At 51.4% G+C, this 24,797-nt stretch carries 17 protein-coding genes; all 17 read left to right on the top strand.

The genetic code is table 11. From position 1 onward, the window contains the following. Positions 1 to 2 precede the first annotated feature (2 nt). The 17 genes from BV494_RS21650 (at position 3) to BV494_RS21565 (ending at position 24,791) form a co-directional block, all read left to right on the top strand. Positions 3 to 1,697: an OmpA family protein gene (locus tag BV494_RS21650; RefSeq protein WP_104924885.1), complete on the top strand. Its 1,695-nt coding sequence runs from the start codon at positions 3 to 5 to the stop codon at positions 1,695 to 1,697. A gap of 32 nt (positions 1,698 to 1,729) precedes the next feature. Further along, positions 1,730 to 2,221 (top strand): type VI secretion system effector Hcp, encoded by a 492-nt coding sequence (gene hcp / locus BV494_RS21645; protein WP_104924884.1) that lies wholly within the window; start codon positions 1,730 to 1,732, stop codon positions 2,219 to 2,221. 179 nt (positions 2,222 to 2,400) lie between these two features. Then, a complete protein-coding gene (gene tssH, locus BV494_RS21640) occupies positions 2,401 to 5,043 on the top strand; it encodes a type VI secretion system ATPase TssH (protein WP_104924883.1) in 2,643 nt (880 codons plus the stop codon). 28 nt (positions 5,044 to 5,071) lie between these two features. Further along, positions 5,072 to 5,704, top strand: coding sequence for an Ssp6 family T6SS pore-forming effector (locus tag BV494_RS21635; protein ID WP_104924882.1), 633 nt, complete (start codon positions 5,072 to 5,074; stop codon positions 5,702 to 5,704). A 557-nt stretch (positions 5,705 to 6,261) separates the two neighbouring features. Further along, positions 6,262 to 8,784, top strand: a complete 2,523-nt coding sequence (locus BV494_RS21630) for a DUF2345 domain-containing protein (protein WP_104924881.1) — start codon at positions 6,262 to 6,264, stop codon at positions 8,782 to 8,784. Positions 8,785 to 9,562: 778 nt separating this feature from the next. Next, on the top strand, positions 9,563 to 11,419 hold the full coding sequence (locus BV494_RS21620; protein WP_104924879.1) for a lipase family protein: 1,857 nt from the start codon (positions 9,563 to 9,565) through the stop codon (positions 11,417 to 11,419). After that, positions 11,412 to 12,176 (top strand): hypothetical protein, encoded by a 765-nt coding sequence (locus BV494_RS21615; RefSeq protein ID WP_104924878.1) that lies wholly within the window; start codon positions 11,412 to 11,414, stop codon positions 12,174 to 12,176. Before BV494_RS21620 ends, BV494_RS21615 begins: the two co-directional genes overlap by 8 nt. A gap of 42 nt (positions 12,177 to 12,218) precedes the next feature. Beyond that, positions 12,219 to 12,881: a hypothetical protein gene (locus BV494_RS21610; protein WP_226790122.1), complete on the top strand. Its 663-nt coding sequence runs from the start codon at positions 12,219 to 12,221 to the stop codon at positions 12,879 to 12,881. 143 nt (positions 12,882 to 13,024) lie between these two features. Beyond that, the gene (locus BV494_RS21605; protein WP_104924877.1) at positions 13,025 to 13,786 is read left to right on the top strand and encodes a hypothetical protein; all 762 of its coding nucleotides are present in this window, start codon (positions 13,025 to 13,027) and stop codon (positions 13,784 to 13,786) included. A gap of 3 nt (positions 13,787 to 13,789) precedes the next feature. Further along, positions 13,790 to 14,554: a restriction endonuclease subunit S domain-containing protein gene (locus BV494_RS21600; protein ID WP_104924876.1), complete on the top strand. Its 765-nt coding sequence runs from the start codon at positions 13,790 to 13,792 to the stop codon at positions 14,552 to 14,554. Positions 14,555 to 14,712: 158 nt separating this feature from the next. Next, a complete protein-coding gene (locus BV494_RS21595; protein ID WP_104924875.1) occupies positions 14,713 to 15,105 on the top strand; it encodes a hypothetical protein in 393 nt (130 codons plus the stop codon). A gap of 72 nt (positions 15,106 to 15,177) precedes the next feature. Then, complete coding sequence (locus BV494_RS21590) at positions 15,178 to 15,444, top strand: PAAR domain-containing protein (protein WP_104924874.1); 267 nt, start codon at positions 15,178 to 15,180, stop codon at positions 15,442 to 15,444. Beyond that, complete coding sequence (locus BV494_RS21585) at positions 15,348 to 16,607, top strand: KPHS_23130 family T6SS system protein (protein ID WP_501207390.1); 1,260 nt, start codon at positions 15,348 to 15,350, stop codon at positions 16,605 to 16,607. Before BV494_RS21590 ends, BV494_RS21585 begins: the two co-directional genes overlap by 97 nt. Further along, positions 16,591 to 20,004 carry an ImcF-related family protein gene (locus tag BV494_RS21580; protein ID WP_104924873.1) on the top strand — a complete coding sequence of 1,138 codons (3,414 nt, stop codon included), beginning with the start codon at positions 16,591 to 16,593 and terminating at the stop codon, positions 20,002 to 20,004. The genes BV494_RS21585 and BV494_RS21580 overlap by 17 nt, the downstream gene beginning before the upstream one ends. After that, positions 20,004 to 21,605: a type VI secretion system protein TssA gene (gene tssA, locus BV494_RS21575; RefSeq protein ID WP_104924872.1), complete on the top strand. Its 1,602-nt coding sequence runs from the start codon at positions 20,004 to 20,006 to the stop codon at positions 21,603 to 21,605. Before BV494_RS21580 ends, tssA begins: the two co-directional genes overlap by 1 nt. 26 nt (positions 21,606 to 21,631) lie before the next feature. Next, positions 21,632 to 24,256 (top strand): type VI secretion system Vgr family protein, encoded by a 2,625-nt coding sequence (locus tag BV494_RS21570; RefSeq protein WP_104924871.1) that lies wholly within the window; start codon positions 21,632 to 21,634, stop codon positions 24,254 to 24,256. Beyond that, positions 24,249 to 24,791 (top strand): hypothetical protein, encoded by a 543-nt coding sequence (locus BV494_RS21565; RefSeq protein ID WP_104924870.1) that lies wholly within the window; start codon positions 24,249 to 24,251, stop codon positions 24,789 to 24,791. Before BV494_RS21570 ends, BV494_RS21565 begins: the two co-directional genes overlap by 8 nt. Positions 24,792 to 24,797: the final 6 nt, after the last annotated feature.

Below are 24,797 nucleotides of genomic sequence, written 5' to 3'. Positions count from 1 at the left end.
GGATGCGCGGATTAACCCGGTTAATACTGTTACTTCTCGGTACCTGTCTGGCTTTGTGGCTGATTACCGGCTTCTGGCCGCTGGGTACCGGCAGCCGCGTGGCACTCAGCATGATGGTGGTGATTGTCTGCGCGGCAGCGGCGTATTTTCAGTGGCGTCGTGACAGCCGCAATAAAATGGCCCATGCACACATTGCAGATACCCACCTGCCGCCGGAAGATTTTCAGGGTGCGGTCGTGCTGGTGTGCGGTGACAGTGCGCCGCTGTTTTCTGACAACCAGCCTTTTCGCGAAACGCGTCAGGGCTGGTATATGCCTGTCGCAATGCCGGAACAACTTCACCTCTTAGCTCAGCACCTCGCCTCTGAACGCCCGGCACTGGTCGCGCAGATTTCTGTGCTGCTGGCCGTCGTGCCGGAGATGCATCAGGACCCGGATGATTTCACCCAGAGACTGCGCGCCTGGCACCGTGCCATCGTGGTGTGCAAAGGCTGGCTGGCGGGCATTCCGCCGGTCTGGATAAGCACCTGGCTTTCCCCGCAGGCGGTATCTGACACCACCGCTGAACGCTGGTACACGGTGACGCCGGGGCTGTCCGGCGTACAGGTTCGTGAGGACGGAGCCGGTGTCATCCCGCTGACCGAATGGGGCCGTGAGCTGAACGCAGGTAACGGACTCGAGCGACTCAGCAGCGTGTTCTGGATGGAAAGTTTGCTGAGCTGGATCAATACGCAGGTGTTCAGCGTTATCGGACAGCGTCAGGGGGATTTGCCTGCCCTGAGGCCGTGCGCGTGGGGCAGTTGCTTTTCGCCGGTGACGGGCTGTGCGGACAACTTGTGGCAGGCCCATATCGCCGGGCTTACCACTCTGAAACCCACCCCTGCCACTGCTCAGGAGTGCCTGCCGCTGCCGGATGTTTTGCTGCCCTACCTGCCTCGCCGCCACGGGGTGTCACGTCTGATGCAGAGCTGGCAACTGGCGGGACTGCTGTGCGCCCTTTTTCTGCTGTTCGCCCTGTTGGCGTCGTACATCAATAACCAGCGGCTGATCCAAAGCGTGGGAGATCATCTGGCCGTATATAACCGCCTGACGGGGACACCCCCTGCGCCCAAGCTCCAGTCGCAGCAGCAGCTGCGCGCCGATCACCGGCTTCTGGACGGCTGGCTGCGCGGTGGTGCACCGATGCGCCTGTCTCTGGGGTTGTATCAGGGCATGCGTCTGATCGCGCCGTTGCAAAGTGCGATCAACAGCTGGTCACCGCCGCCACCACCACCACCGGTAATTAATAAAATCATTCAGGGGCCAAAAACCGTCCGTCTGGATGCCCTTTCGCTGTTCGATACCGGTAAATACCTGCTGAAAAACGGCTCCACCAAGGTACTGATTAACGCGCTGGTCGGCATCAAGGCCAAACCGGGCTGGCTGATTGTGGTCGCTGGGCACACCGACGACACCGGCGACGACAAATCCAACCAGGTGCTCTCTCAGAAGCGCGCCGAATCGGTGCGTGACTGGATGCGTGACACCGGCGACGTACCGGAAAGCTGTTTTGCCGTACAGGGCTTTGGTGAAAGCCGCCCGATTGCAACAAATGACACACCGGAAGGCCGTGCGGCCAACCGTCGTGTCGAAATCAGTCTGGTGCCTCAGGCCGACGCCTGCAAGGCAACAGCAACCCCCGATTCATCAAATGATTGATGAATGCTTAACCTAGAAATGGAGAACTACCCATGGCAATTCCTGTTTATCTGTGGCTGAAAGACGACGGCGGTGCGGACATTAAAGGTTCCGTAGACGTAAAAGATCGCGAAGGCAGCATCGAAGTCGTTGCACAGGAACACAACCTGTACATCCCGACCGATAACAACACCGGCAAACTGACGGGTACGCGTATTCACACCCCGTTCCTGTTTACCAAAGAAATCGACTCATCCAGCCCGTATTTGTACAAAGCAGTGACCACCGGTCAGACCCTGAAATCTGCTGAGTTCAAATGGTACCGCATCAACGACGCGGGCCAGGAAGTGGAGTATTTCAACACCAAACTGGAAAACGTCAAACTGGTTAAAGTCGCACCAGAAATGTACGACATCAAAGATCCGGCGAAAGAGAAACACAACCATCTGGAACGCATTGAACTGCGTTACGAAAAAATCACCTGGACTTACAAAGACGGCAACATCATTCATTCCGATTCGTGGAACGAACGTACCACCGCCTAATTACCCTTTAGGGTAATGCCTTATGCGGGCAGGATTTTCTGTCCGCAGTTTTACTGAGCGTCTGCGTGTCGGGTGCTGAGTAAAAAACAATCTGCCTTCCGCCCTGATGCGCTTTAGGTTCCTGATGACAAGGAAACAGCGAGGGGCGGTAGCGTACCTAAAATCAAGGAGCAGCCCGCATGGAACACCAGTCAGCCGTTTTACTTCGTCGTTTGAACCCTTATTGCGCAAAGGCGCTGGAAGCTGCCGCGACCCTGTGCCAGACCCGCGCACATGCGGAAATCACGCCTGAACACTGGCTGCTGAAACTGCTCGAACAAGGCGAAGGCGACATCACCGTGCTGGCCCGCCGTTATGAATGGGATATGGACGCGCTCTGGCAAAGCCTGCTGGCCCATCTCGATGCCCTGCCGCGTTCCGTACGCACCCGCCCGCAGTTATCCGGTGACTTGCAGGATTTGATGAAATCCGCCTGGCTGGCCGCCTCTTTGCAGGACGACAATCAGACCATCCGCAGCGTGAACTTACTTGAGGCGTTGTTAACCCAACCTAAACTGCTGCGCTGCGAAGGCCTGTGGCCGCTGTTCAGCCTGAGCGAAGAACACCTTCGCCGCCTGAAACCCATGCTCGATGCGGTGTCAGAAGAGCGCCCGGAGGTTCAGCAGCAGGAGAGTCTGAACATGCCGGTGTCTTCGCTGAATGAGCCTTCTGCCACGCCGAAAGCGGATAATCTGTCCAGCCAAAACCTGAGTGAGGCCCTGCAGGCCGCGCTGGATAAATTCACGCTGGACGTCACTGCGAAAGCCAAAGCCGGGCAAATTGATCCGGTATTTGGCCGCGATAACGAAATCCGCCAGATGGTCGACATCCTCTCCCGCCGCCGTAAAAATAACCCGATCCTCGTGGGCGAACCGGGCGTGGGAAAAACCGCGCTGGTAGAAGGTCTCGCGCTGCGCATCGCGGAAGGCAACGTGCCGGACAGCCTGAAAACGGTCAGCCTGCGCACGCTGGATTTGGGTCTGCTACAGGCCGGTGCGGGCGTTAAAGGCGAGTTCGAGCAGCGCCTGAAAAACGTCATCGACGCCGTCCAGCAATCCCCGACGCCCGTTATCCTGTTCATCGACGAAGCGCACACCATCATTGGTGCAGGCAATCAGGCCGGGGGCGCGGACGCCGCCAACCTGCTCAAACCCGCACTTGCCCGCGGCGAACTGCGCACCATCGCCGCCACCACCTGGTCGGAGTACAAACAATATTTTGAACGCGACGCCGCCCTCGAGCGCCGCTTCCAGATTGTCAAAGTCGACGAGCCGGACGACGCAATGGCCAGCCTGATGCTGCGCGGCCTGAAATCCCGCTATGCCCAACATCACGGCGTACACATTACCGACGAAGCGGTAAAAGCCGCCGTCAGCCTGTCGCGCCGCTATATCACTGGCCGTCAGCTGCCGGACAAAGCCGTAGATTTGCTGGACACCGCCAGCGCCCGCGTCCGTATGAGCCTCGATACGTTGCCGGAAGAGTTAACCCGTCTGAAAGCGCAAATCACTGCGCTGGAAATGGAAGAGCAGGCGCTGCTGGAAGATATTGCGCTGGGCAACAAAACGCACGGCGATCGCCTTGAAAAGATTGAACAGGAGACCGGTCGTCTGAGCGAACAGCTCACCGCGCTGGACACGCAGTATCACGCGGAGAAAGCCCTGACGCAGCAACTGCTGGAGACCCGCCAGGACATCAGCCGTCAGCAAGAAATCGCCAGCCTGCAGGATCAGCTCAGCCATTTGCAGGGCAACGCGCCGCTGCTGAGTCTGGATGTTGATGTGCGCACGGTGGCCACCGTGATTGCAGACTGGACCGGCGTGCCGTTGTCCAGCCTGTTAAAAGACGAACAGACGGATTTGCTCCAGCTGGAAAATCATCTGGGGCAGCGCGTCGTCGGACAGGATCACGCACTCACGGATATGGCGCAGCGTCTGCGCGCCGCCAAAACCGGCCTGACGTCAGAGAACGGTCCGCTGGGCGTGTTCCTGCTGGTCGGCCCGAGCGGCGTGGGGAAAACCGAGACCGCACTGGCGCTCGCCGACTGCCTGTTTGGCGGCGAGAAATCCCTGATCACCATTAACCTCAGTGAATATCAGGAAGCGCACACCGTTTCACAGCTCAAAGGCTCGCCTCCGGGATACGTCGGCTACGGCCAGGGCGGCATTCTGACCGAAGCCGTGCGCAAACGTCCGTACAGCGTCGTCCTGCTCGATGAAGTCGAGAAAGCGCACCGTGACGTCATCAACCTGTTCTATCAGGTCTTCGACCGCGGCTTTATGCGCGACGGCGAAGGGCGCGAAATCGACTTCCGTAATACCGTCATCCTGATGACCGCCAACCTCGGCAGCGACCACATCATGCAGTTGCTGGAGGATCAACCGGAATCGACAGACAGCGATTTGCAGGAAATGCTGCGCCCTATCCTGCGCGACCACTTCCAGCCCGCGCTGCTCGCCCGTTTCCAGACCCTGATTTACCGTCCGCTGGCCGCCACCGCGCTGCGCACCATCGTTGAGATGAAGCTAGCGCAGGTCGCCAAACGCCTGAACAAACATTACGGCCTGCAAACCACCATCGAAGACAGCCTCTACGACACACTGGTCGCCGCCTGCCTGCTGCCGGATACCGGCGCGCGTAACATCGACAGCCTGCTCAACCAGCAGATCTTGCCGGTGCTGAGCCAGCAACTGCTGAGCCGCATGAGCGAGCAACAACGCACCACGTCACTGGCACTGGGCTGGGAAGAAGAGGAAGGGATTACGCTGGAATTTGGTGAGTAAATAGCACTTTAATTAAAGGATAACAGCGATGGACAGTGCTAAAGATATAGCCAGAGAAATGCTGGCTGCCATTAATCTCGATAGATTCGGATTCCTGGTGGCTGTAGCAAAGGGGGTTATTTCTCTTCCGGTAAACCTTGGTTACCTGGGATACGATTTTATGGACGTTGAACATAGACGGGAAAATCGGGATGATAAATACAGAATCGCTCAACTGATCAAAAGAACGCCCTTCAACAAAATAATAATCGAAAAAGTTATTAATGTATTCCTTGATGATTTCATCTCCAGGATTGATATTCCTTCTCTTAGTATACAGATGTCTGGAAGTGTTATAGGGAAAATGTTTTTTTCTCAAGTTACAGGTATAAAGTTAGGGTATGCAATTTCTGAACGTGCAACTACAGCCTTATTAACAGGCACGATCGTTGGGGCGTTTCTTTCAATTGGTTCTGAATCTTCCCGAGCAATTTACTCATCTCGATATTTACGTGAAACAAACCCTGAGATCTACTCTCAGTTGAAGCAGATGGGAAATTTGGATCTCATCTATTTTCTTGTTGAAGACACTGTTAAGCCTTTCGAGAAAGCATGCCGTGTTAACGAACGAAATCCGGAAGAATTTGATAAAATATGTAAATATTTTTTGGATGGATTATGACTTTAAAAAACTTTGCTAGAACAGTATTTTTTAATCTGATATGCGCTTTTGGCGCGACATTAGTACTCATAGGACTGTTCCTTTCATGCTGGTTTTTTTTTGCATCAGAAAACACGTGTAGATTCTATTTAGGATTTGGAACTATTTTTATTAGCGGTGTTGGTTATGTGATTTATTTATTTTCATTTCCCAAAATCCATAAAAAATGGAGTGATAAATATTAGTGTCGAGTTGAATACACCGCGGATTGGAGATCCCATGAGCATATCAGAGTTCTTACGCATTATCATTTCTACTCTTGTGGCTGGGGCGGGAATGCTACTGGGCTTAATTAGTCCGATTTACTCCATTTGCTGCTTCTTTTCTTCTCATAAGCCTTACCACATCCTTTTCGGATGTGCGGGCATTCTGGCCTTTTTTATTGGTTATGGCCTTTATAAATTCGCACTGACTTATATTTATGACGAGCGAGATTATTATCGCTAACCTGTAATATCAACAGAAAAGTATGGCGAATTTATTTAAAATTACTATTTTTGGGGTAGGGAAATATCCATATGGAAAATATATCTGAAATGATTGGAACCACGCTTAACCGCTATACCCTGACTATTCCATCCTGCCCTTACCTTCTGGATGTAGAGAGTTTTGACGGGCTGGAGCAAATCAGCGAGCTTTATCATTACACGATAAAATTCACCACACTCCATCCTGACCTTACCCCGGAAATGTTACTGAATAAACCCGCCACCCTGAGCATGGGAATTGGTGATCTGTTCAGCCCGACCGAAGGGAAAGTGGTACACGGCGTGGTCACCAGCTTTCAGCGCCTGAGCGGCTCCCGCGATCAGGTTCGGTATGAAATTATTGTTAAACCTTTCCTGGCACTTCTGGACAAACAGTTTCGCACCCACCGCTTCTTCGTCAATAAATCCGTGCAGGACGTCGTGGAACAGGTGCTTCAAGAACATGGCCTTAAAGGCTGGGAATATGAGTTTAACCTCAAGCAAACTTATCCAAAGCGCGAGCAGATAAACCAGTATCAGGAAAGCGATCTGGAATTTATCGAACGCCTGCTTTCCGAAGTCGGGATTTTCTATTTCTTCAGCCTGCAGCCTGATACGCAAACCGAAGTAATCCACTTCGCCGACAAGCAAAGCGCTTATGAGTTTGGTAAAACGCTGCCGCTTAACAGCCCGTCGGGCATGAGCGACAGCGGCGCAGAGTCAGTCTGGGGGCTGAGCGTTCAACAGAATGTGGTGCAGGCCAGCGTGACGGCAAAGGACTACAACTACCGCGAAGCGCAAAAAGTACTGCAATCAGCCAAAGCTGATGCAACGCGTGGCGACGGTGAAGGGATCAATTATGGTGACGTTTATCACTATAAACCCCGCCATCTGGATAACGGCGCGAAGACCGACGCGGCAGCCGAAACTGGTAACTTCGCAGCGCGCCTCGACCATGAGCGTTTTTTATCTCAGCAAACATTGATTACCGGCCGTAGCACGGACGTCACGTTGCACCCCGCGCAGGTGCTAACCGTTACCGATACCGCTATCCCGTCCACGCTGCCGGAACAGTTGTCACTGCCGATGGTAGTGATCCGCACAGGATTTTTCGGCAGCCGCAAAGATGCGCTGATGGTGACCCTCGCAGCCATTCCCTTCAGCGAAACTCTCTGCTGGCGTCCGGCACTAAAAGATCGCCCGAAAGTCAGCGGTACAATGATGGCCCGCGTCACCAGCGCGAAGGCCAACGATATCTACGCCTGGCAGGACGCATCCGGCTTATACCGCGTGAAATTCGATGCCGATCAGGACGATAAAACGCAGGGTCAGGAAAGCATGCCGGTGCGCCTCGCCAAACCTTACGGCGGCGACGTTTACGGGATCCATTTCCCCCTCATTCAGGGCACAGAAGTCGCGATCGCCTTCCACGACGGCGACCCGGACAGGCCTTATATTGCCCACGTCCTGCACGATTCGCGTCACGTTGATCACGTCACCGAAAAGAACAGCACCCGAAACGTAATTCGTACCCCTGCCCTCAACAAATTGCGGATGGAGGACAAACGCGGCGAAGAACACATCAAACTCAGCACCGAGTACGGCGGCAAGACGCAGCTGAATCTCGGGCACAATGTGAACGCTGCCCGTGAAAAACGTGGAGAAGGGTTTGAACTGCGAACGGATGAATGGGGTGTAATTCGTGGCGGTAAAGGGATTTTACTGGCGGCGGATAATCAGTTTGGCGCCAGCGGCCAAATGCTGGAAATGGACGATGCAATAGCCCAGCTGGAGCAAGCCCTTACGCTAGCCCGGAGCATGTCGAAAGCCGCACAAACGGCAACAGCAGTTCCCGGAGATACTGCCAGCCAGCAGACACTAAATCAGTCACTGAGCAAACTAAAAGCAGCAGGTATTGTTGTATCCGCCCCGGATGGTATTGGTCTGGTCAGCCCGAAGACGATACGCCTGGCCTCGGGGAGTGAAAGCATCGGGTTGATGTCAGGAACCAATACAGATATCAGTGCCGCAAAAAGCTTCACCGCCGTAGCTGGCGAAGCTGTGAGTCTGTTCGCTCAGGCCAATGGCATGAAACTGATTGCGGGCAAAGGGAAAATAGATATTCAGGCGCAGGATGACAATATTGAGACCCTGGCGAAAAAGGATATCAATGTCACCAGCGCTGAAGGAAAAATCACCGTCACAGCGTCAACGGAATTGGTGCTGACCTGCGGCGGTGCTTACATCAAGCTCAGCGGTGGCAATATTGAATTAGGAGCACCGGGTAATATCCTCCTAAAAAGTGCAAATGTATTGAAGATGGCCGCTTCGAGTCTCAACTCTCCCCCTCCTGAAATGCCAAAAGCGTTTGCTGCCACTTACACCTCTACGGATGAGAAAACGGGGGCAATACTACCGTTTACCCGTTATCGGGTAACAACCGGTGAGGGTGATACATATGAAGGAACAACGGATGAATTCGGAAAAACGGTTAACATATACTCAGACTCACCGACTCCTCTGAAAATCGAATACCCAGATACAATCAACGATGAACAAAGCAGGAAGTGGTAGTGTTGCTTGTTTTTTCCGCGTCTCTTTACCGGTTGCAACTGAAACCATAACAGGACTCTTTGGCGATGGTACTCGTGTGTCAGACTTGACTAAAGCCAAAAAGGTCATTTTTTAGGAGATTGATTAAAAATGAAAAAAAAGTTCTGCCTTTCTCTCGCATGTATGATTACATCTTTTTATACTGTCGCTGTTTTCTTCGCTCTGGATGGGTTATCACGAAACGGGATTTTTGAAATTGTTGCACAACACACCCCATTTTTTAATCCTCTTTACCTATTATCGACTTTAATCCTGATTTGTATCGGGTTAAATATTTTCAGTTATTACTGTGTATCTAAAAAAATTAAAAACCACAGCAAACCCCTTCTCATTATTATTCTTTCATTCGTAATTGGTATGGCGATAATATCAATTGTGGCGAGATTTGAGTTAATATCAAAATCAATATATGAAACTTATATTTACTTGTTTTACCAAGGTGTACATTACGAGGGTGAGGAAAAAAACCAACAGCTCATGTCGTATATAACCCGTCTAATCCCACTTTGTTTTTTATTAGGTGGAGCGATAGCATGGTTGTGCTCCCAAACATTCTCTAAATTCAGAGGTTCACTTAGATAATATAATTAATTCACATCATTTTATCAAAGGATATGAAAATGACTCAGCACCAAACCTCCGCCACGGCAGATAATAAAAACGCACCCGCATCAAATAATCAAAAAAATACTGGGTTGAAATACAGCTGGTCGATGAAGAAGGTAAAGCCGTCGCCAATATGCCATGGAGCGCAGAAAATAGCGCAACGCCTGGAGGTTATGAGAAAGAACTAAAAGGAACCAGCGATGCCACTGGCCTGATAAGAATAGAACCTCGCTATGGCAGCGAATTAAGATTTTTTATAGATGGCCAGCCACTGGCAAAAGAAATGGAACAGCGTTCCTTACGGGTTAGCAGAGATCCCAATGAATCGACGGTAAAAAAAGAAGCCGAAGACAACGGGCACATCTGGCATTACGCCGTAATAGGTGAATTATGCCGCACGTATCCTGATATTGAGAAACGACCAGGTGAACCCTTTCCTCCTCAATTTCATTTTCCCTCAGATCAATCGCTCAAAGGTCTAAAAATAAGAACCAATGAGCTTGAAAAAAGACATGTCATTGAGATATGTCCTTTCAGGGCCTGGGAACTGGTATTGCACCATCAGAAAGATTACTCGATGGCGAATGCAATTAACCTCGGCGCTGCAGCGTCACTGGCTTATGCAAATGATAATGTTTTTGATACTTCATCGATAAGCCGGTTTTTCATTACGCAGTGTCAGGATCTATCGAAGTTACCACAACTGCATAAAGGAAGTTACATCACCAATACACTGGCACAGGATGTCCCGTTCAGTGAGCGTTATTCTCCGCCAGTATTTATGGACACATCAAGAGATACGTCAGGTACGGAAGGTGGCAGTAAGGGAGATGGCGACACACAACTTTTCTATGTTTATAACAATGATAAAATCATCATTTCCTGGAGAGGAACCGCCTCCCTATACGATGTGGGTACCGATCTCGTGTTTCGTCCCATTGATACTGAGAGCTGTAATATCAACAAAGTCCAATGCACCTCGCTATTACCAAAAGGAAAAGTGCATGAGGGCTTTTGGAATGGCTATACTCGTTTTGAAAGAAAATTCCGAGACGAAATTGCAACATTAGAAAGATTAGTAGGTAGTTTAAAACTTTTCATATGTGGGCATAGTTTAGGAGGAGCATTAGCTCTTGTTCATGCTGCAACCCTCAATAATAGCAAGCCATTATTATACACCTATGGAATGCCGCGCACATTTACCCGAGATGCCATCCAGCAATTATCAGGCCTGACCCACTACAGACACGTTAATGATAATGATCCGGTCCCTGCCGTGCCGCCAGAAGCAAACGTCGATAATGAGTTTTACAGACTATGGGGCCCCGTCGGCGGTGTATTAGGGGGATTGTGGTCTTCCCTTGTGCAACTTCCTTTATGGCAAATAGTAGAATGGGGAGACTGTTTCTGGCACCACGGCAACCCGGTTGTTTTACTTACGACAACACAAAGCCGGGAATGGAAAGATTGCAAAAGAAGTTATCCTGATCCTGCAGGTTGCATAATATTAAAAAACCGGATGCCGGTAAAAACTAAGCTCTATCTGGTCCCTGCTTTAGCAGAACAAGTGGCTCAGGAAGCCGGTAAGAATCAGAAAGAGTTTATTCACTCACTCACAGCAAAAGATTTAGCTGATTATTTCCCGGAAGGCAAAAATCCTGACAGGGGGGCGGACCTGACCTTTGGCGACCATTTCATGACAGCCTATATGCCCTATATAAACAACAAACTCCTTGAATTGATCGATGATAAAGGCCTGAGTAAGAAAAGACATTTCACAGAGCATAAAGACAATGTCAAAAAATTTGAAGAGCAGATGAAGGAAGAAGGCTTGGAAATGCCGGATAAAGAAGCAGAAAGAAACACAAAATTCCTGAATCTGGAAAAAATGCTGGACATCTCGTTAACGGCGACGCTATCAATAAAAAACGGGAACAATATTCTCGAGCGTTTTGCCTGCTATGGAGAAGAGGAAATCGAAAATGCATAAAAAAACAAACATCCTGACAATCTGTATCTCTGTATTCATTTTAAGTAGCTGTGCCAGAGCAACAGATAAAACGCTATCCCCGCCCTCCGATACTCAGTGGGTTAATGTGGAAGTCAAAAACCCTTCGCAATACACGAAACCCTTCCCGCTGGAGGTGAGGTATATTTCGCATACATGCCCGAAAAAAAGAATCAGCGGAGTCGACGGTTCCGTTATTACAGAACCCAATTACAACATCATTAATATCCCCCTGCAGCAGGGAGCCAATGAACTCTGGAAGGCGAAGGTAGCAATGACCGGTGGCGGTGCCTGCGAATGGACATTAAGTGCGTTCAATGTAGGGATTGAATATATTGAGGCCACACATCTCGGAAAAGACCTGATGCCGGGTACTGCTGTAGGTGCAACAATTGCATTCGATGATGATGCATCACGAAATGGGAAATTCACGACCATTGAAGGCAATGTAATAATATCACCTAAATACTACCCTTACATAACAGAGTGGAATATTAATAAGAAAAAGAAAGATCTATCACTCTTAGGTAAAGAGAGTTTTCTCTCATTGAGGGTTTCCAATGTGAGCGAAATATTATTCAAGCCTGAAATAAATGAAGCTAAAGTGGTTAGATTTATAGAGCCTGAGAAAAAAACTGAAGGAGTTTACTCAAAAATAGTTTATCCTGATGGCAGCATCGCCCCCGAAAGAACGCTATTCCCTGATTTCGATAAAGTCGATCAAATGAAAGTCAAATAATTTAAAGCCACCGCTAATTCATAGCCACCAAAGGGTTGTATAATGAATTACAAATTAAAGACTTTCGTAATTATTCTATCCGTATTACTTACCAGCGGTTGTTCGGGTACTCCAAATCGTACACTATCTCCGCCATCCGATACTCAGTGGGTTAACGTGGAAGTCAAAAACCCTTCGCAATACACAAAACCCTTCCCGCTGGAGGTGAGGTATATTTCGCATACATGCCTGAAAAAAAGAATCAGCGGAGTCGACGGTTCCGTTATCACAGAACCCAATTACAACGTCATTAATATCCCCCTGCAGCAGGGAGCCAATGACCTCTGGAAGGCGAAGGTAGCAATGACCGGTGGCGGTGCCTGCGAATGGACATTAAGCGCGTTCAATGTAGGGATTGAATATATTGATGCCACCCACCTCGGAAAAGATCTGGTACCGGGCACGGCTGTCGGCGCTACAATTGCATTCGATGATGATGCTTCGCGAAATGGGAAATTCTCTCCTGTTTATGAGAACTTAAACTTAACCTCTACTTATTATCCCTACATACGAGAAAAAAATTTAGGAAAAAAAGAAAACACTTTATCATTATTCGGTAAAGAGAACTTTCAATCTTTACGAGCATATAATATAAAAGAAGTAAAATTCTCACCAAAAGTTGACGAAAGTAAAATTATAAAATTTATTGGATTGGAAAAAAAATAAAAGGTCAATATCCGAAAATCATCTATCCAGATGGAAATATCGCCCCCGAAAGAACGCTATTCCCTGATTTCGATAAAGTCGATCAAATGAAAGTCGAGTAATTAAAAGTCACAGTTAATTCACAATTATCAAAGGATTGTATAATGAATTACAAATTAAAGACTTCCGTAATTATTCTATCCGTATTACTTACCAGCGGTTGTTCGGGTACTCCAAATCGTACACTATCTCCGCCATCCGATACTCAGTGGGTTAATGTGGAAGTCAAAAACCCTTCGCAATACACAAAACCCTTCCCGCTGGAGGTGAGGTATATTTCGCACAAATGCCTGAAAAAAAGAATCAGCGGAGTCGACGGTTCTGTTATCACAGAACCCAATTACAACGTCATTAATGTCCCCCTGCAGCAGGGAGCCAATGACCTCTGGAAGGCGAAGGTAGCAATGACCGGTGGCGGTGCCTGCGAATGGACATTAAGCGCGTTCAATGTAGGGATTGAATATATTGATGCCACCCACCTCGGAAAAGATCTGGTACCGGGCACGGCTGTCGGCGCAACAATTTCTTTTGATGACGATGCTTCGCGAAATGGGCAATTTACTTTTTCTCCAGGAGATTTAAGCCTAGAACCCAAGTACTATCCATTAATTAAAACAAATAAAATGGTTCATGCAATTGATACATTAAATTTATTTGGCGAAGAAGACTTCTTACAAAAAAGGATTAGCAGTATCTCTAAATCTCTAAGCGTGAACTATAGTCCTAAAATTGACGAATCAAAAATAGTCAGGATGGTTTCGCCTAAAGAATATAAAATCGGGGCATTCTATAAAATAATTTATCCTGATGGCACGGTCGTCTCTGATGGTTCAACTCATCCAGATATAAAAAAGCTCGAGAAGTGACGTATGTATAAAAAAACAAACACCCTGACAATCTGTATCTCTGCATTCATTTTAAGTAGCTGTGCCAGAGCAACAGATAAAACGCTATCCCCGCCCTCCGATACTCAGTGGGTTAATGTGGAAGTCAAAAACCCTTCGCAATACACGAAACCCTTCCCGCTGGAGGTGAGGTATATTTCGCATACATGCCTGAAAAAAAGAATCAGCGGAGTCGACGGTTCCGTTATTACAGAACCCAATTACAACGTCATTAATATCCCCCTGCAGCAGGGAGCCAATGACCTCTGGAAGGCGAAGGTAGCAATGACCGGTGGCGGTGCCTGCGAAAGGACATTAAGCGCGTTCAATGTAGGGATTGAATATATTGATGCCACACATCTCGGAAAAGACCTGGTACCGGGTACTGCTGTAGGTGCAACAATTGCATTCGATGATGATGCATCACGAAATGGGCAGTTTACTTCTGTCCAGGGAGATATAAATATCTCAGCAAAATATTACCCTTACATAAGAGAAATAAATATTTCTGAGAAGATAAAAACACTTTCCCTTCTAGGGAAACAGAGCTTTATGTCTTTTCGTTCAATTAATTCCACTCATATTATATTTTCCCCTAAGATAGATGAAAGAAAAATTGTTAAATTTATTGAACCAGAAAATAAGATTGATGGCGTCTACGCAAAAATAGTTTATCCAGATGGCAGCATTGCCCCCGAAAGAACGTTTTTCCCTGACTTCGATAAAGTCGATCAAATGAAAATCAAATAATTAAAATTTAAAGTTAATTAATAGCCATCAAAAGACCGCATAATGAATTACACACATAAGACTCCCATAATTATTTTTCGTATTGCTTTCCAGTGCCTTGCAGAAATTTCAAAACACATACCATAGCTATTCACTGATACTTTACATAGGCGATGAACATGACCAATCGTATAGCAAAATACATCCTGATAACTTCATTCTTCTTATGCACCTCAAATGTAGTGATGGCATTTGATGGATTCAGCGTGTTCTACTTAAGCAGTGAGCATTTCCATAGAATTGATGAAGTCTCTAACGCTCAAGGTGGCGTGAATTATACTGATGAGTTAGGTCGCTCATTAGGCACATCGTCCAAAAACTCTGATGGCAGTTTTTCTTTCAAGGATAAGATTGGCCTTTTGGTTGGAAGTTCAACGGAGGTTTCTAAGGGGAATATCGTATATAAAGATAAACTGGGTAATCCTATTGGACATGCGGTAACAGAAAAAGATGGCAGCACTATTTATAAAGATATAAAAGAAAATGTCATTGCTGTGGCATCTGCCAATTAATAAAAATGGCAGAGTAAACATTTAAAACATCTTCCTTATAAATCACCAATAAACTATTGAGACAACACTGTTATGCCAAAAGGCTTCGTATTACTCGGCGATAAAACCACCCACGGTGGCGCTGTTATTTCTGCATCGTCAACCATGATCGTGAACGGAAAAGCTGTCGCTCTGGTCGGTGACAAAATCAGTTGTCCGGTTCCTGGACACGGCACCAATCAGATTGTAAAAGGGTCTTCTGAGTGGTCTTCAGACGGGAAAGCCATTGTGGTGGATGGTTGTCGGTGTCAGTGCGGCTGTCAGGTCATTTCAAGCGCGCCGGATTGCGCAATAGGATAAGTCATGGGCTGGGAACGTCAAAAACCCTTTACCGCCGACCAACCCTCGCCCCTTCTTCTGGAGGCTGGTTAGTCAGTGGTGTACTGGCGGTGATTGCCGGCGTGTTGTTCTTCGTTTTACACGCTTCCGGAACGCTGAGTGTGCTTAATTCAGTGAACATCTGGTTATTCTCGGTTATCCCCGTAGTCCTCTGGATACTGGTCTTTTGCATCCGCGGCTATCTCTACGGTCGTGAGCTTGAACGCTTTCAGTTCTTTACGCAGGAAGCTGAGCACGCCCAGCAGCAATGGACCGCCTGGGCAGAGCGCTATATCGCCGTTCTTGCAAACTGTGTGCTACTGCCAGAACGTATTTCAGCCGCGTTATTGCTAAAAAATGCCCGCGGGTTGGAGCAGTTCTTACACTTGATTCGCCGTATTGATTATCTTGAAGACAAATCTCCCCTGTCACTCCTGTTGTCAGGCGTGCGGGAGACAATATCGGCACTGCCTGCTGAACTACCTCTTCAGGTCACTTTACTTACCGACGAACCGGACAGAACCCGACAAGAATGGTTGAGCCAGTTTGATCAATCCTGGCTGGAAACGTACCCGACGCGCCCCGGCCCGGCATCGATAAACCTTACTGAGCAACTCGCGTTCAGCATGCTGGATGAGCGCCTAAGACAACCAGAATCCAGCGTTCATCTGGTTCTTTTGATGCAGTTGCAGGGCGAGACGAGCTACTCGGATGGCCTGGCTGCGTTGGTTTTCACCAGCGATGACGTAGCGGAAAAATACGCATTAGCGCATTCAGTCCGGGTGCTGCGGCCTATGCCTTTAGATATGGACCATTTCAACGATGACCTGGCGTTGTTTCTGACGACGCAAACAAAAGCGATTCAAACTGCCAGTGTTCTTGCTGACCATCAAAAATGGAAAGAATCCACAGCCGGGCTGCTCGGTACCGGTAATGCACTGGGCACGAAGTGGCAGGCAGAAGACATGACAACTGTCGAAACATATTGCGGTATTCAGGGGCCGTATTCCCCCTGGCTCACCCTTGCGCTGGGGGCTGATTTTGTCCGCATCGGGCAGCAATCATGGTTAGCGTTATCCACAACAGGAGCAGAAAATTTTGTCTATACCATCACATCAGGGAGTGGGGATGAGCGCGTTAAGTAGGCTCTGGCGTATCGGTGGGCTGACGGTTCTGCTGCTGGCAATACTCAGCCTTATAGGCTGGGCTACCTGGTATCACGGCGAAATGGTCGGGCTCGACACGACCAGCAAAAAGGTCGTGGCCTTCCTGCTGGTGTGTGTGTTGGGTGCCGCTTTGCGCTTTGGCCCGTCACTGGTGCGTCTGGCCCGTCAGGTCACGCATCGCAAAGAAGAAAAACAACAAAATATTCTGCCAGGCAGTGAAAACCGCCTCGCACAAACGCCGCCTCGCCACATCACGGTCACTGAAATTCAGCAAGCCCTGCGCCAGACCTACGGCCGCTTCTGGTTCCGCAAGGTCCGCATTTTGCTGCTCACCGGCAGCGCGGCGGATGTAGAGCAGCTTGCGCCCGGCCTGACCGGACAACACTGGCAGGAAGATGCCGGTACCGTTTTACTCTGGGGCGGCGATTTAGGCGCAAAGGCGGATGCCACCTGGCTGGGCGCGCTGCGTAAATTGCGCCGCCGTCCGCTCGATGGCGTGGTGTGGGTGACGTCTGCCCTCGCGAAAACTGCGCTGCCCGGCCAGAAAGATTCACAGCCAGCGCTTTCCACCGACATGATGGATAGCGTCGCGCAAGCGTTTACCGCGCGTTACACGCTGCTGGGCTGGCGGCTGCCGCTGTATGTCTGGTCGCTGCACATCACCGAAGGTACAAAAGCAGACCGCATTACCCAGTCTGTCGGCTGTTTGTTGCCTGCGGGTTGCCGCGCGGATGAGCTGAGCGCACAGCTCAGCGGTCTGGTGCCGGTGCTGATAGAGCAGGGCACGCAGCAGGTGAGTGCTGATACCGGGCATCAGTTTTTACTGCAACTGGCTGACCAGCTGACACGTACACCGGAGTCGGTCGCCGGGCCGCTGGGCGCGCTGCTTAACCCGTACCGCCCTTCCCCGCTGGCCGGTGTGATGTTCAGCCCGGCGTCGGTGGAGGCCAAACGCACGGTGAAACATCACTGGGGCAAAGACAACCGCTGGGATGTCCTGCTGGGTTCCCTGTCGTCACTGCCTGCCGGGCTTGCGGCGAAGAAGCTCGGTTTTGCCTGGCGCAGATTGCTGGCCCTGATTGCGGCGGGCGCGATGATGCTGTGGGGCGCGGGTTCGGTGATGGCCTTTCTGGTTAACCGCGACGCCGTTAAAGATGCGCAGTCACAGGTTGAGCTCGCGGCAAATGACAAACAGCCGTTACCGGCGCGCCTGCAGGCGCAGCTGGCGTTACAGCACACGCTAGATAAATTGCAATATCGCCAAATTGATGGCGTGCCGTGGTACAGCCGCTTTGGCCTGAGCCAGAATGACCCGCTGCTCGCTGCCCTCTGGCCGCATTACGGTGCCAGCGCACTGCCGCTGCTGCGTGATGCTGCAGCACAGCACCTTGAATCTCAGCTTGAAGCGCTGGTGCAGCTTGCGCCCGATGACCCGAACCGCGACAAACTCATCAAACCCGCTTACGACCAGCTGAAAATGTTCCTGATGCTGGCGCGTCCGGAGAAGATGGACTTCACCTGGTTTGGCAATACGTTACTCACCGATTGGCCGCAACGTGACGGCGTACCGGACGGCGTCTGGCAGGGGGATGGCCCGACCCTGTTAGCCTTTTATGCCCGCAATCTTACTGCGCACCCTGAATGGCGTCTGACCACGGATGAGCGTCTGGTGAATCAGGTACGTACCCTGCTGGTTCGTCAGATGGGCGCGCGCAACAGCGAGTCCTCGCTCTACCAGAAAATGCTGCGTCAGGTGGCCAATCAGTACGCCGATATGCGTCTGGCAGACATGACCGGCGATACCGATGCCAGCCGCATCTTTACCACCGACGCGGTGGTGCCGGGCATGTTCACCCGCAAAGCCTGGGAAGAATCGGTTAAACCGGCCATTGAAAAAGTGGTCAGCGGACGCCGTGAAGAGATGGACTGGGTGCTGAGCGACATCAAAACCACTGCTGTTCAGCAGGATTCCCCGGAAGCGCTGCAGGCCCGCCTGAAAGAACGTTACTTTGCGGACTTCTCCGGTAGCTGGCTCGAGTTCCTCAACAGCCTGCGCTGGCAGCAGGCGCAGACGTTATCCGACGCCATCGACCAGCTCACGCTGATGGCCGACGTGCGTCAGTCGCCGCTCGTGGCGCTGATGAATACCCTGAGCATTCAGGGCAAAACCGGGCAGACCGGCGAAGCGTTGTCTGACTCGCTGGTGAAATCGGCCAAAAATCTGTTAAACCGCGATGAACAACCGGCCATCGACCAGCAGGCAGGCGCTAAAGGGCCGCTGGACGCCACCTTCGGCCCGGTGATAGCGCTGATGGATAACAAAGGTGGCGGTCAGACCAGCCTCAGCCTGCAAACCTTCCTGACCCGCGTCACGCAGGTGCGTCTTAAACTCCAGCAGGTGGTGAATGCCGCCGATCCGCAGGCCATGACTCAGACGCTGGCGCAAACCGTGTTTCAGGGGAAAGCCGTTGATCTCACCGAAACCCGCGATTACGGCAGTCTGGTCGCCGCCAGCCTCGGGCAGGAGTGGAGCGGGTTCGGGCAGACGGTGTTTGTCCAGCCTATGGAACAGGCCTGGCAGCAAGTGCTCGCCCCGGCAGCCGAAAGCCTGAACGCCCAGTGGCAGACGGCGATTGTCAATGACTGGAACAGCACATTTGGCAGCCGTTATCCGCTGAAAGATACCAGCAGTGAAGTCTCACTGCCGCTGATGGCGCGTTATCTCAACAACGACAGCGGGCGAATCGCCCTCTTCCTGCAAACCCGTCTGAACGGCGTTCTGCATAAAGAAGGCCGTCATTGGGTTCCGGACAGCATTAATGCACAGGGGCTGACCTTCAGTCCGGCATTCCTGAATGCCATGGACACCCTGAGTTCCCTGTCTGACGTCGTGTTTACCAACGGTGAAGCAGGTCTGCACTTTGAGTTGCGTCCAGGTACGGCGAAAGATGTGATGCAAACCGATTTGGTGATCGACAGCCAGAAACTCAGCTACTACAACCAGCTTCCCGCCTGGAAACGCTTCACCTGGCCAAATGACACCGAAGCACCGGGTGCAAGCCTGAGCTGGATAAGCACGCAGGCCGGTACCCGTCAGTATGCCGATATGCCGGGTGCGTGGGGGCTTATCCGCTTACTGGATAAAGCCATAGTGACGCCGTATCCGGGCGTGAACAGCAGCTTTAACATCACCTGGAACGCCCCCGACGGCAGGCCACTGAATTACACCCTGCGCACTGAAGCCGGAGAAGGCCCGCTGGCCTTGCTCAAACTGCGTAATTTCCAGCTCCCTGCACAAATTTTTCAGATAAAAGCGGCATCGCTTTCACCGGCTGAAAAACCTTTTGATCCCGACGCAATCGCTGAGGAACAGTAATGGCCACATTAATCACACTGCAGAACGCCTGTTCTGCTAACCCCGAGTCGATGCTGCAGCAGGCACAACAGCAGGCTTCACTTTGGGAGAAATGGCTCCAGCCGGTAACACCTGAAATGCCTGCCGGTGAAGACCCTGGCTATGATGATGACTTTCAGCAAATGCGCGAAGAGGTCAATAAGATTTCCGGCGCGGATACCACGCTGACCTGCGAGCTTGCCGAGAAACTGCTGACGTCGCACTGCAAAGATGTACGCGTAGCCACTTATTACATCTGGGCTCGCCTGCATCGCGACGGTGAAGCCGGGCTGGCGGATGCACTTTCCCTGCTGGCCGGGCTGATTACCGGTTTTGGTGAAACCCTTCACCCGCAGCGCGCAAACAGCCGTAAAACTGCACTTGAATGGCTTTCCGGCTCGCGAGTTCTGGACAGTTTGTCGCTGTTCCCGGAAGTTAACCGCGTTGATTTTGCCCGCATCGTTGGCGCACTGACACTTATAGAACAGGGGCTAAGTGCCTGGGAAGAGTCTTCCAGACCGCAGTTGGGTGCACTATACGCTGCGCTGGAAAACCGGCTTGCCCAGTCCGGCGGCTTTGACGCCGTTGTCCCGCAAAACAGCACGTCCACAAGCAGCCCGGCGGGAAATGCGTCAGCGGACTCTCCGGCACTGAAACCGGTCTCCTCCGGGCGCGATCTGCTCGAACAGGCCAAGCTTCTGGCGAAATATCTGCGCGATCAGCCAGACGGCTGGCTCTCAGGCCATCACCTGATGAAAAGCATCCGCCTGGATACGCTGCATGAATTGCCGCCGCTGGCTGCCGACTCGCGCACCCGCCTGATGCCGCCGAAACCCGAACACCGCGCGCTGCTCAAACGCCTGTATCTGCAACAAAGCTGGCTGGAGCTGCTGGAACAAACCGACAGCCTTTTCTCACAGGGCGTGAACCATCTTTGGCTGGATTTACAGTGGTATACCCATCAGGCGCTGACCAAAGCGGGCGCACCGTATGAACGCTGGGCGGCCATTATTCAGCAGGATCTGAACGGCTTGTTAACCCGCCTGCCGGGCCTTGAAGGGCTGGCGTTCAGCGACGGCACCCCATTCGCTGATGAAGTCACGCTGAACTGGATCCACCAGCAGGTGATGACCTCTTCTGAAAGCTGGAGTAACGAACCTTCAGCGTCTGCCAATCCAGCAGGTGATGACGACATCCTGCAACTGGAGCCGGAAGCGCTGGCACAGGCCGACAGCGACGGCGTCGAAGCAGCGCTGAACTGGCTGCAAAACCGCCCCGGCACCCGGACGCCACGCCATCAGTGGCTAATCCGGTTGCTGATGGCACGCGTCGCCGAACAGTACGGCAAAAACGACATGGCGCTGCATCTTCTCGGTGAGCTGGATGGCAACGGAGCCCGGCTAACGCTAACGCAGTGGGAGCCGGATTTGCTGTTCGAAGTGAAAGCCCGCCGTCTGAAACTGCTACGTATGAAAGCCAGCCGCGCAGATACAGATAAACCTCGTTTGTACGGTGAGATGGAAAGTTTACTCGCCGGATTAATCAGCCTCGACCCGGCACGCGCAGCGGTGTTGTGCGGCTAAGCCATACATAAGGACATGCCCGAATCATGGATATTTTTGAAAACGCGGTGGCGGCTCTGAGCGCCACCACTCTGAACCGTTACCGCCTTGATATTCCTTCCTGTACGTCACCGCTCGACGTTGAAAGCTTGCGCGGTGATGAGGGCATAAGCCGGACATATCGCTACACCATCACGTTCACCAGCACCGACCACGATATCGACGCCGCTCAGCTGTTGCGTAAACCGGTCACACTTACGATGGGCACCGGCCTGCTGCAAAGCCTGACCACCCAAAAAGTTGTCCACGGCGTTCTCACGGATTTCCAGCGGATTTCAGGCTCTGCCGACGAGGCGAAATATCGGTTAACACTGGAGCCTTCCCTCGTCCTGCTGGACAAACAGTTCCGCACGCACCGTTTCTTCGTCAATAAATCCGTGCAGGATGTCGTCGCGCAGATTCTGGAAGAACATGGCTTTAAGGGCTGGGAATATGAGTTTGCACTGAAACAGACTTACCCAAAACGCGAACAGATAAACCAGTATCACGAAAGTGACCTGGCCTTTATCGAACGCCTGCTCTCGGAAGTCGGAATTTTCTATTTCTTCAGCCTGCAGCCGGACACGCAGACCGAAGTCGTGCATTTTGCCGATAAGCAAAGCGCCTACGCGTTCGGGAAAACGCTGCCGCTCAGCAGCCCGTCGGGCATGAGCGACAGCGGCGCGGAGTCGGTCTGGGGGCTGAGCGTACAGCACAACGTCGTACCCGCCAGCGTCACCGCCAAAGACTATAACTTCCGCGAAGCGCAGAAGGTCAATCAGTCCGCCAAAGCCGATATGACGCGCGGCGACGGTGAAGGGATAAATTATGGTGACGTGTATCACTACAAACCCCGCCATCTGGATAGCGGCGCGAAAACTGACCCGTCTGCTGAAACCGGCAACTTCATGGCGCGCCTCGACCATGAGCGGTTTTTATCCGCACAAACGCTGATTACCGGCAACAGCACCGACGCCACGCTGCACCCGGCGCAGGTACTCACCGTGGCCGACGTCCGCATTCCGTCCACGCTGCCTGAATTGCTGTCACTGCCGATGGTAGTTACACGCACCGGATTTACCGCCAGCCGCAAAGAGGCGCTGAACGTTACTTTCGCCGCCGTGCCCTTCAGCGAAACGCTGTGCTGGCGTCCCGCGCTCATGCCGCGTCCGAAAGTCAGCGGCACGATGATGGCCCGCGTCACCAGCGCAAAACCGAACGATATCTACGCCTGGCAGGACAACGCCGGTTTGTATCGCGTGAAATTTGATGCCGACCAGGACGATAAAAAACAGGGTCAGGAAAGCATGCCCGTGCGCTTCGCGAAGCCGTACGGCGGCGACGAATACGGCATTCACTTCCCGCTGATTCAGGGCACGGAAGTCGCCATTGCCTTCCACGACGGCGACCCGGACCGGCCTTACATCGCCCACGCCCTGCACGATTCCCGTCACGTCGACCACGTGACCGAAAAGAACAATACCCGCAACGTGATCCGCACACCGGCGAATAACAAACTGCGGATGGAAGACAAACGCGGCGAAGAACACATCAAACTCAGCACCGAATACGGTGGCAAGACGCAGCTGAACCTCGGGCACAACGTGGATGCCGCGCGGGCAAAGCGCGGTGAGGGTTTTGAACTGCGCACCGACGAATGGGGCGCACTCCGTGCCGGAAAAGGCATTTTCATCAGCGCCGACACGCAGCCTGCAGCCAGCGGCAAACAGCTGGAAATGGATGACGCTATTGCGCAGCTTGAACAGGCACTGACGCTGGCACGCACGCTGGCGAAAGCGGCGCAGATTGCCAAAGCGACGCCGGGCGATATTAACAGCCAGAAAGCGCTGAACACCTCGCTGGCAAAACTGAAAGCGGCGGGCATTCTGATGTCAGCGCCGCAGGGCATCGGCATCGTCAGCCCGAAATCCGTACGCGTGGCGTCAGGCAGCGAAAGCATCGGGATGATGTCGGGCAGCAATACCGATATCAGTAGCGGCAAATCCTTCACCGCCGTGGCCGGCGAAAGCGTCAGCCTGCTGGCGCAGAAAGCCGGGATGAAACTCATTGCCGGCCAGGGGAAAGTGGATATTCAGGCGCAGGACGACGAACTGTCCGCACTGGCGAAAAACGACATCACCGTCACCAGCGCAGAAGGAAAAATCACGGTCACCGCCTCGAAAGAGCTGATCCTCACCTGCGGCGGCGGCTACATCAAACTCAGCGGCGGAAATATCGAGATCGCCGATCCGCAAAACATCTTATTTAAGTCGGCCAATTGGCAAAAGATGGGGCCGGCGAGTCTGAATGTAACTCCGACACAAATACCTGCAGCATACAGCGGGAAATTTACAGCAATGTCAGAAACAGGTACTCCGGTAGCATTACAAAATTACCTAATCACCCTCAGTAGTGGTCAACAAATTTTCGGCATCACAAATTCAAATGGCGAAACGATCCAAGTTACCTCAACTCAGGCGGGTGAAGCTTTTGAAATTGAGATGTTAGCGGATGACTTTTGGTACGACAGCGAAATGGTCGTTGAACGAGCCCATTACACAAATATTGAAGATGCCTCACATCATGGCGGAGACTGCCACTGTGACAAATGCGAAGGAAATGATAATGAATAATTCGTTTAAATTAAGCTGTGCATGTTCCCTGATCACCCTGATATCACTAAGCAGCTTCGCTAGCGATAGCTGGACATCACGTGAAGTGAATATGCAATGTGGTCCGGCAACAGTGAAAGTTTCTGCCGAATGCAAAGCTGATCCTGAAGATGATGAGTCAAATATTTGCAAAAATGTCACATTAAACATCAGTCGGGAAAATAAAAAATTCTCTGCTGTTCTCCCCTATATGTCACTCGAACAAAAAAGCAAGTTGGAAAAGCAAAAATTCACCTTCCAAGAAATAATAGACAGTTCAGATTGGGCTCCACAAAAGATGCTTTGCGTTGATGACCAATACGTTCTAATTGGTTACTGGGATGGGATGAATAATGCTGAGGCAATAGATGGTTCTTTGAGCGCCAATACTACAGCCCCGATATTTGATTTTGACGGAAAATTTGTCAGCCAAGAAAAAAGCTTAGTCCTTAGAAGTAAAATACCACCCAACGCACAAGGGGTAACTTATATTAATTTTGTTTATGGCGATAATTAATGAGGA

The sequence above is a fragment of the Rahnella sikkimica genome (assembly GCF_002951615.1).
Classification (GTDB): domain Bacteria; phylum Pseudomonadota; class Gammaproteobacteria; order Enterobacterales; family Enterobacteriaceae; genus Rahnella; species Rahnella sikkimica.
Note: the sequence above shows the minus strand (reverse complement) of the source record. Positions and strands in the feature narration are given on the sequence as shown.

Excerpts from the sequence above, each read along its gene's own strand:
- hcp (WP_104924884.1), top strand. The coding sequence starts at position 1,730 with ATGGCAATTCCTGTTTATCTGTGGCTGAAAGACGACGGCGGTGCGGAC.
- BV494_RS21650 (WP_104924885.1), top strand. The coding sequence starts at position 3 with ATGCGCGGATTAACCCGGTTAATACTGTTACTTCTCGGTACCTGTCTG.
- BV494_RS21580 (WP_104924873.1), top strand. The coding sequence starts at position 16,591 with ATGAGCGCGTTAAGTAGGCTCTGGCGTATCGGTGGGCTGACGGTTCTG.
- BV494_RS21590 (WP_104924874.1), top strand. The coding sequence starts at position 15,178 with ATGCCAAAAGGCTTCGTATTACTCGGCGATAAAACCACCCACGGTGGC.
- BV494_RS21620 (WP_104924879.1), top strand. The coding sequence starts at position 9,563 with ATGCCATGGAGCGCAGAAAATAGCGCAACGCCTGGAGGTTATGAGAAA.
- BV494_RS21565 (WP_104924870.1), top strand. The coding sequence starts at position 24,249 with ATGAATAATTCGTTTAAATTAAGCTGTGCATGTTCCCTGATCACCCTG.
- tssA (WP_104924872.1), top strand. The coding sequence starts at position 20,004 with ATGGCCACATTAATCACACTGCAGAACGCCTGTTCTGCTAACCCCGAG.
- BV494_RS21605 (WP_104924877.1), top strand. The coding sequence starts at position 13,025 with ATGAATTACAAATTAAAGACTTCCGTAATTATTCTATCCGTATTACTT.
- BV494_RS21615 (WP_104924878.1), top strand. The coding sequence starts at position 11,412 with ATGCATAAAAAAACAAACATCCTGACAATCTGTATCTCTGTATTCATT.
- tssH (WP_104924883.1), top strand. The coding sequence starts at position 2,401 with ATGGAACACCAGTCAGCCGTTTTACTTCGTCGTTTGAACCCTTATTGC.
- BV494_RS21635 (WP_104924882.1), top strand. The coding sequence starts at position 5,072 with ATGGACAGTGCTAAAGATATAGCCAGAGAAATGCTGGCTGCCATTAAT.
- BV494_RS21600 (WP_104924876.1), top strand. The coding sequence starts at position 13,790 with ATGTATAAAAAAACAAACACCCTGACAATCTGTATCTCTGCATTCATT.
- BV494_RS21610 (WP_226790122.1), top strand. The coding sequence starts at position 12,219 with ATGAATTACAAATTAAAGACTTTCGTAATTATTCTATCCGTATTACTT.
- BV494_RS21570 (WP_104924871.1), top strand. The coding sequence starts at position 21,632 with ATGGATATTTTTGAAAACGCGGTGGCGGCTCTGAGCGCCACCACTCTG.
- BV494_RS21595 (WP_104924875.1), top strand. The coding sequence starts at position 14,713 with ATGACCAATCGTATAGCAAAATACATCCTGATAACTTCATTCTTCTTA.
- BV494_RS21630 (WP_104924881.1), top strand. The coding sequence starts at position 6,262 with ATGGAAAATATATCTGAAATGATTGGAACCACGCTTAACCGCTATACC.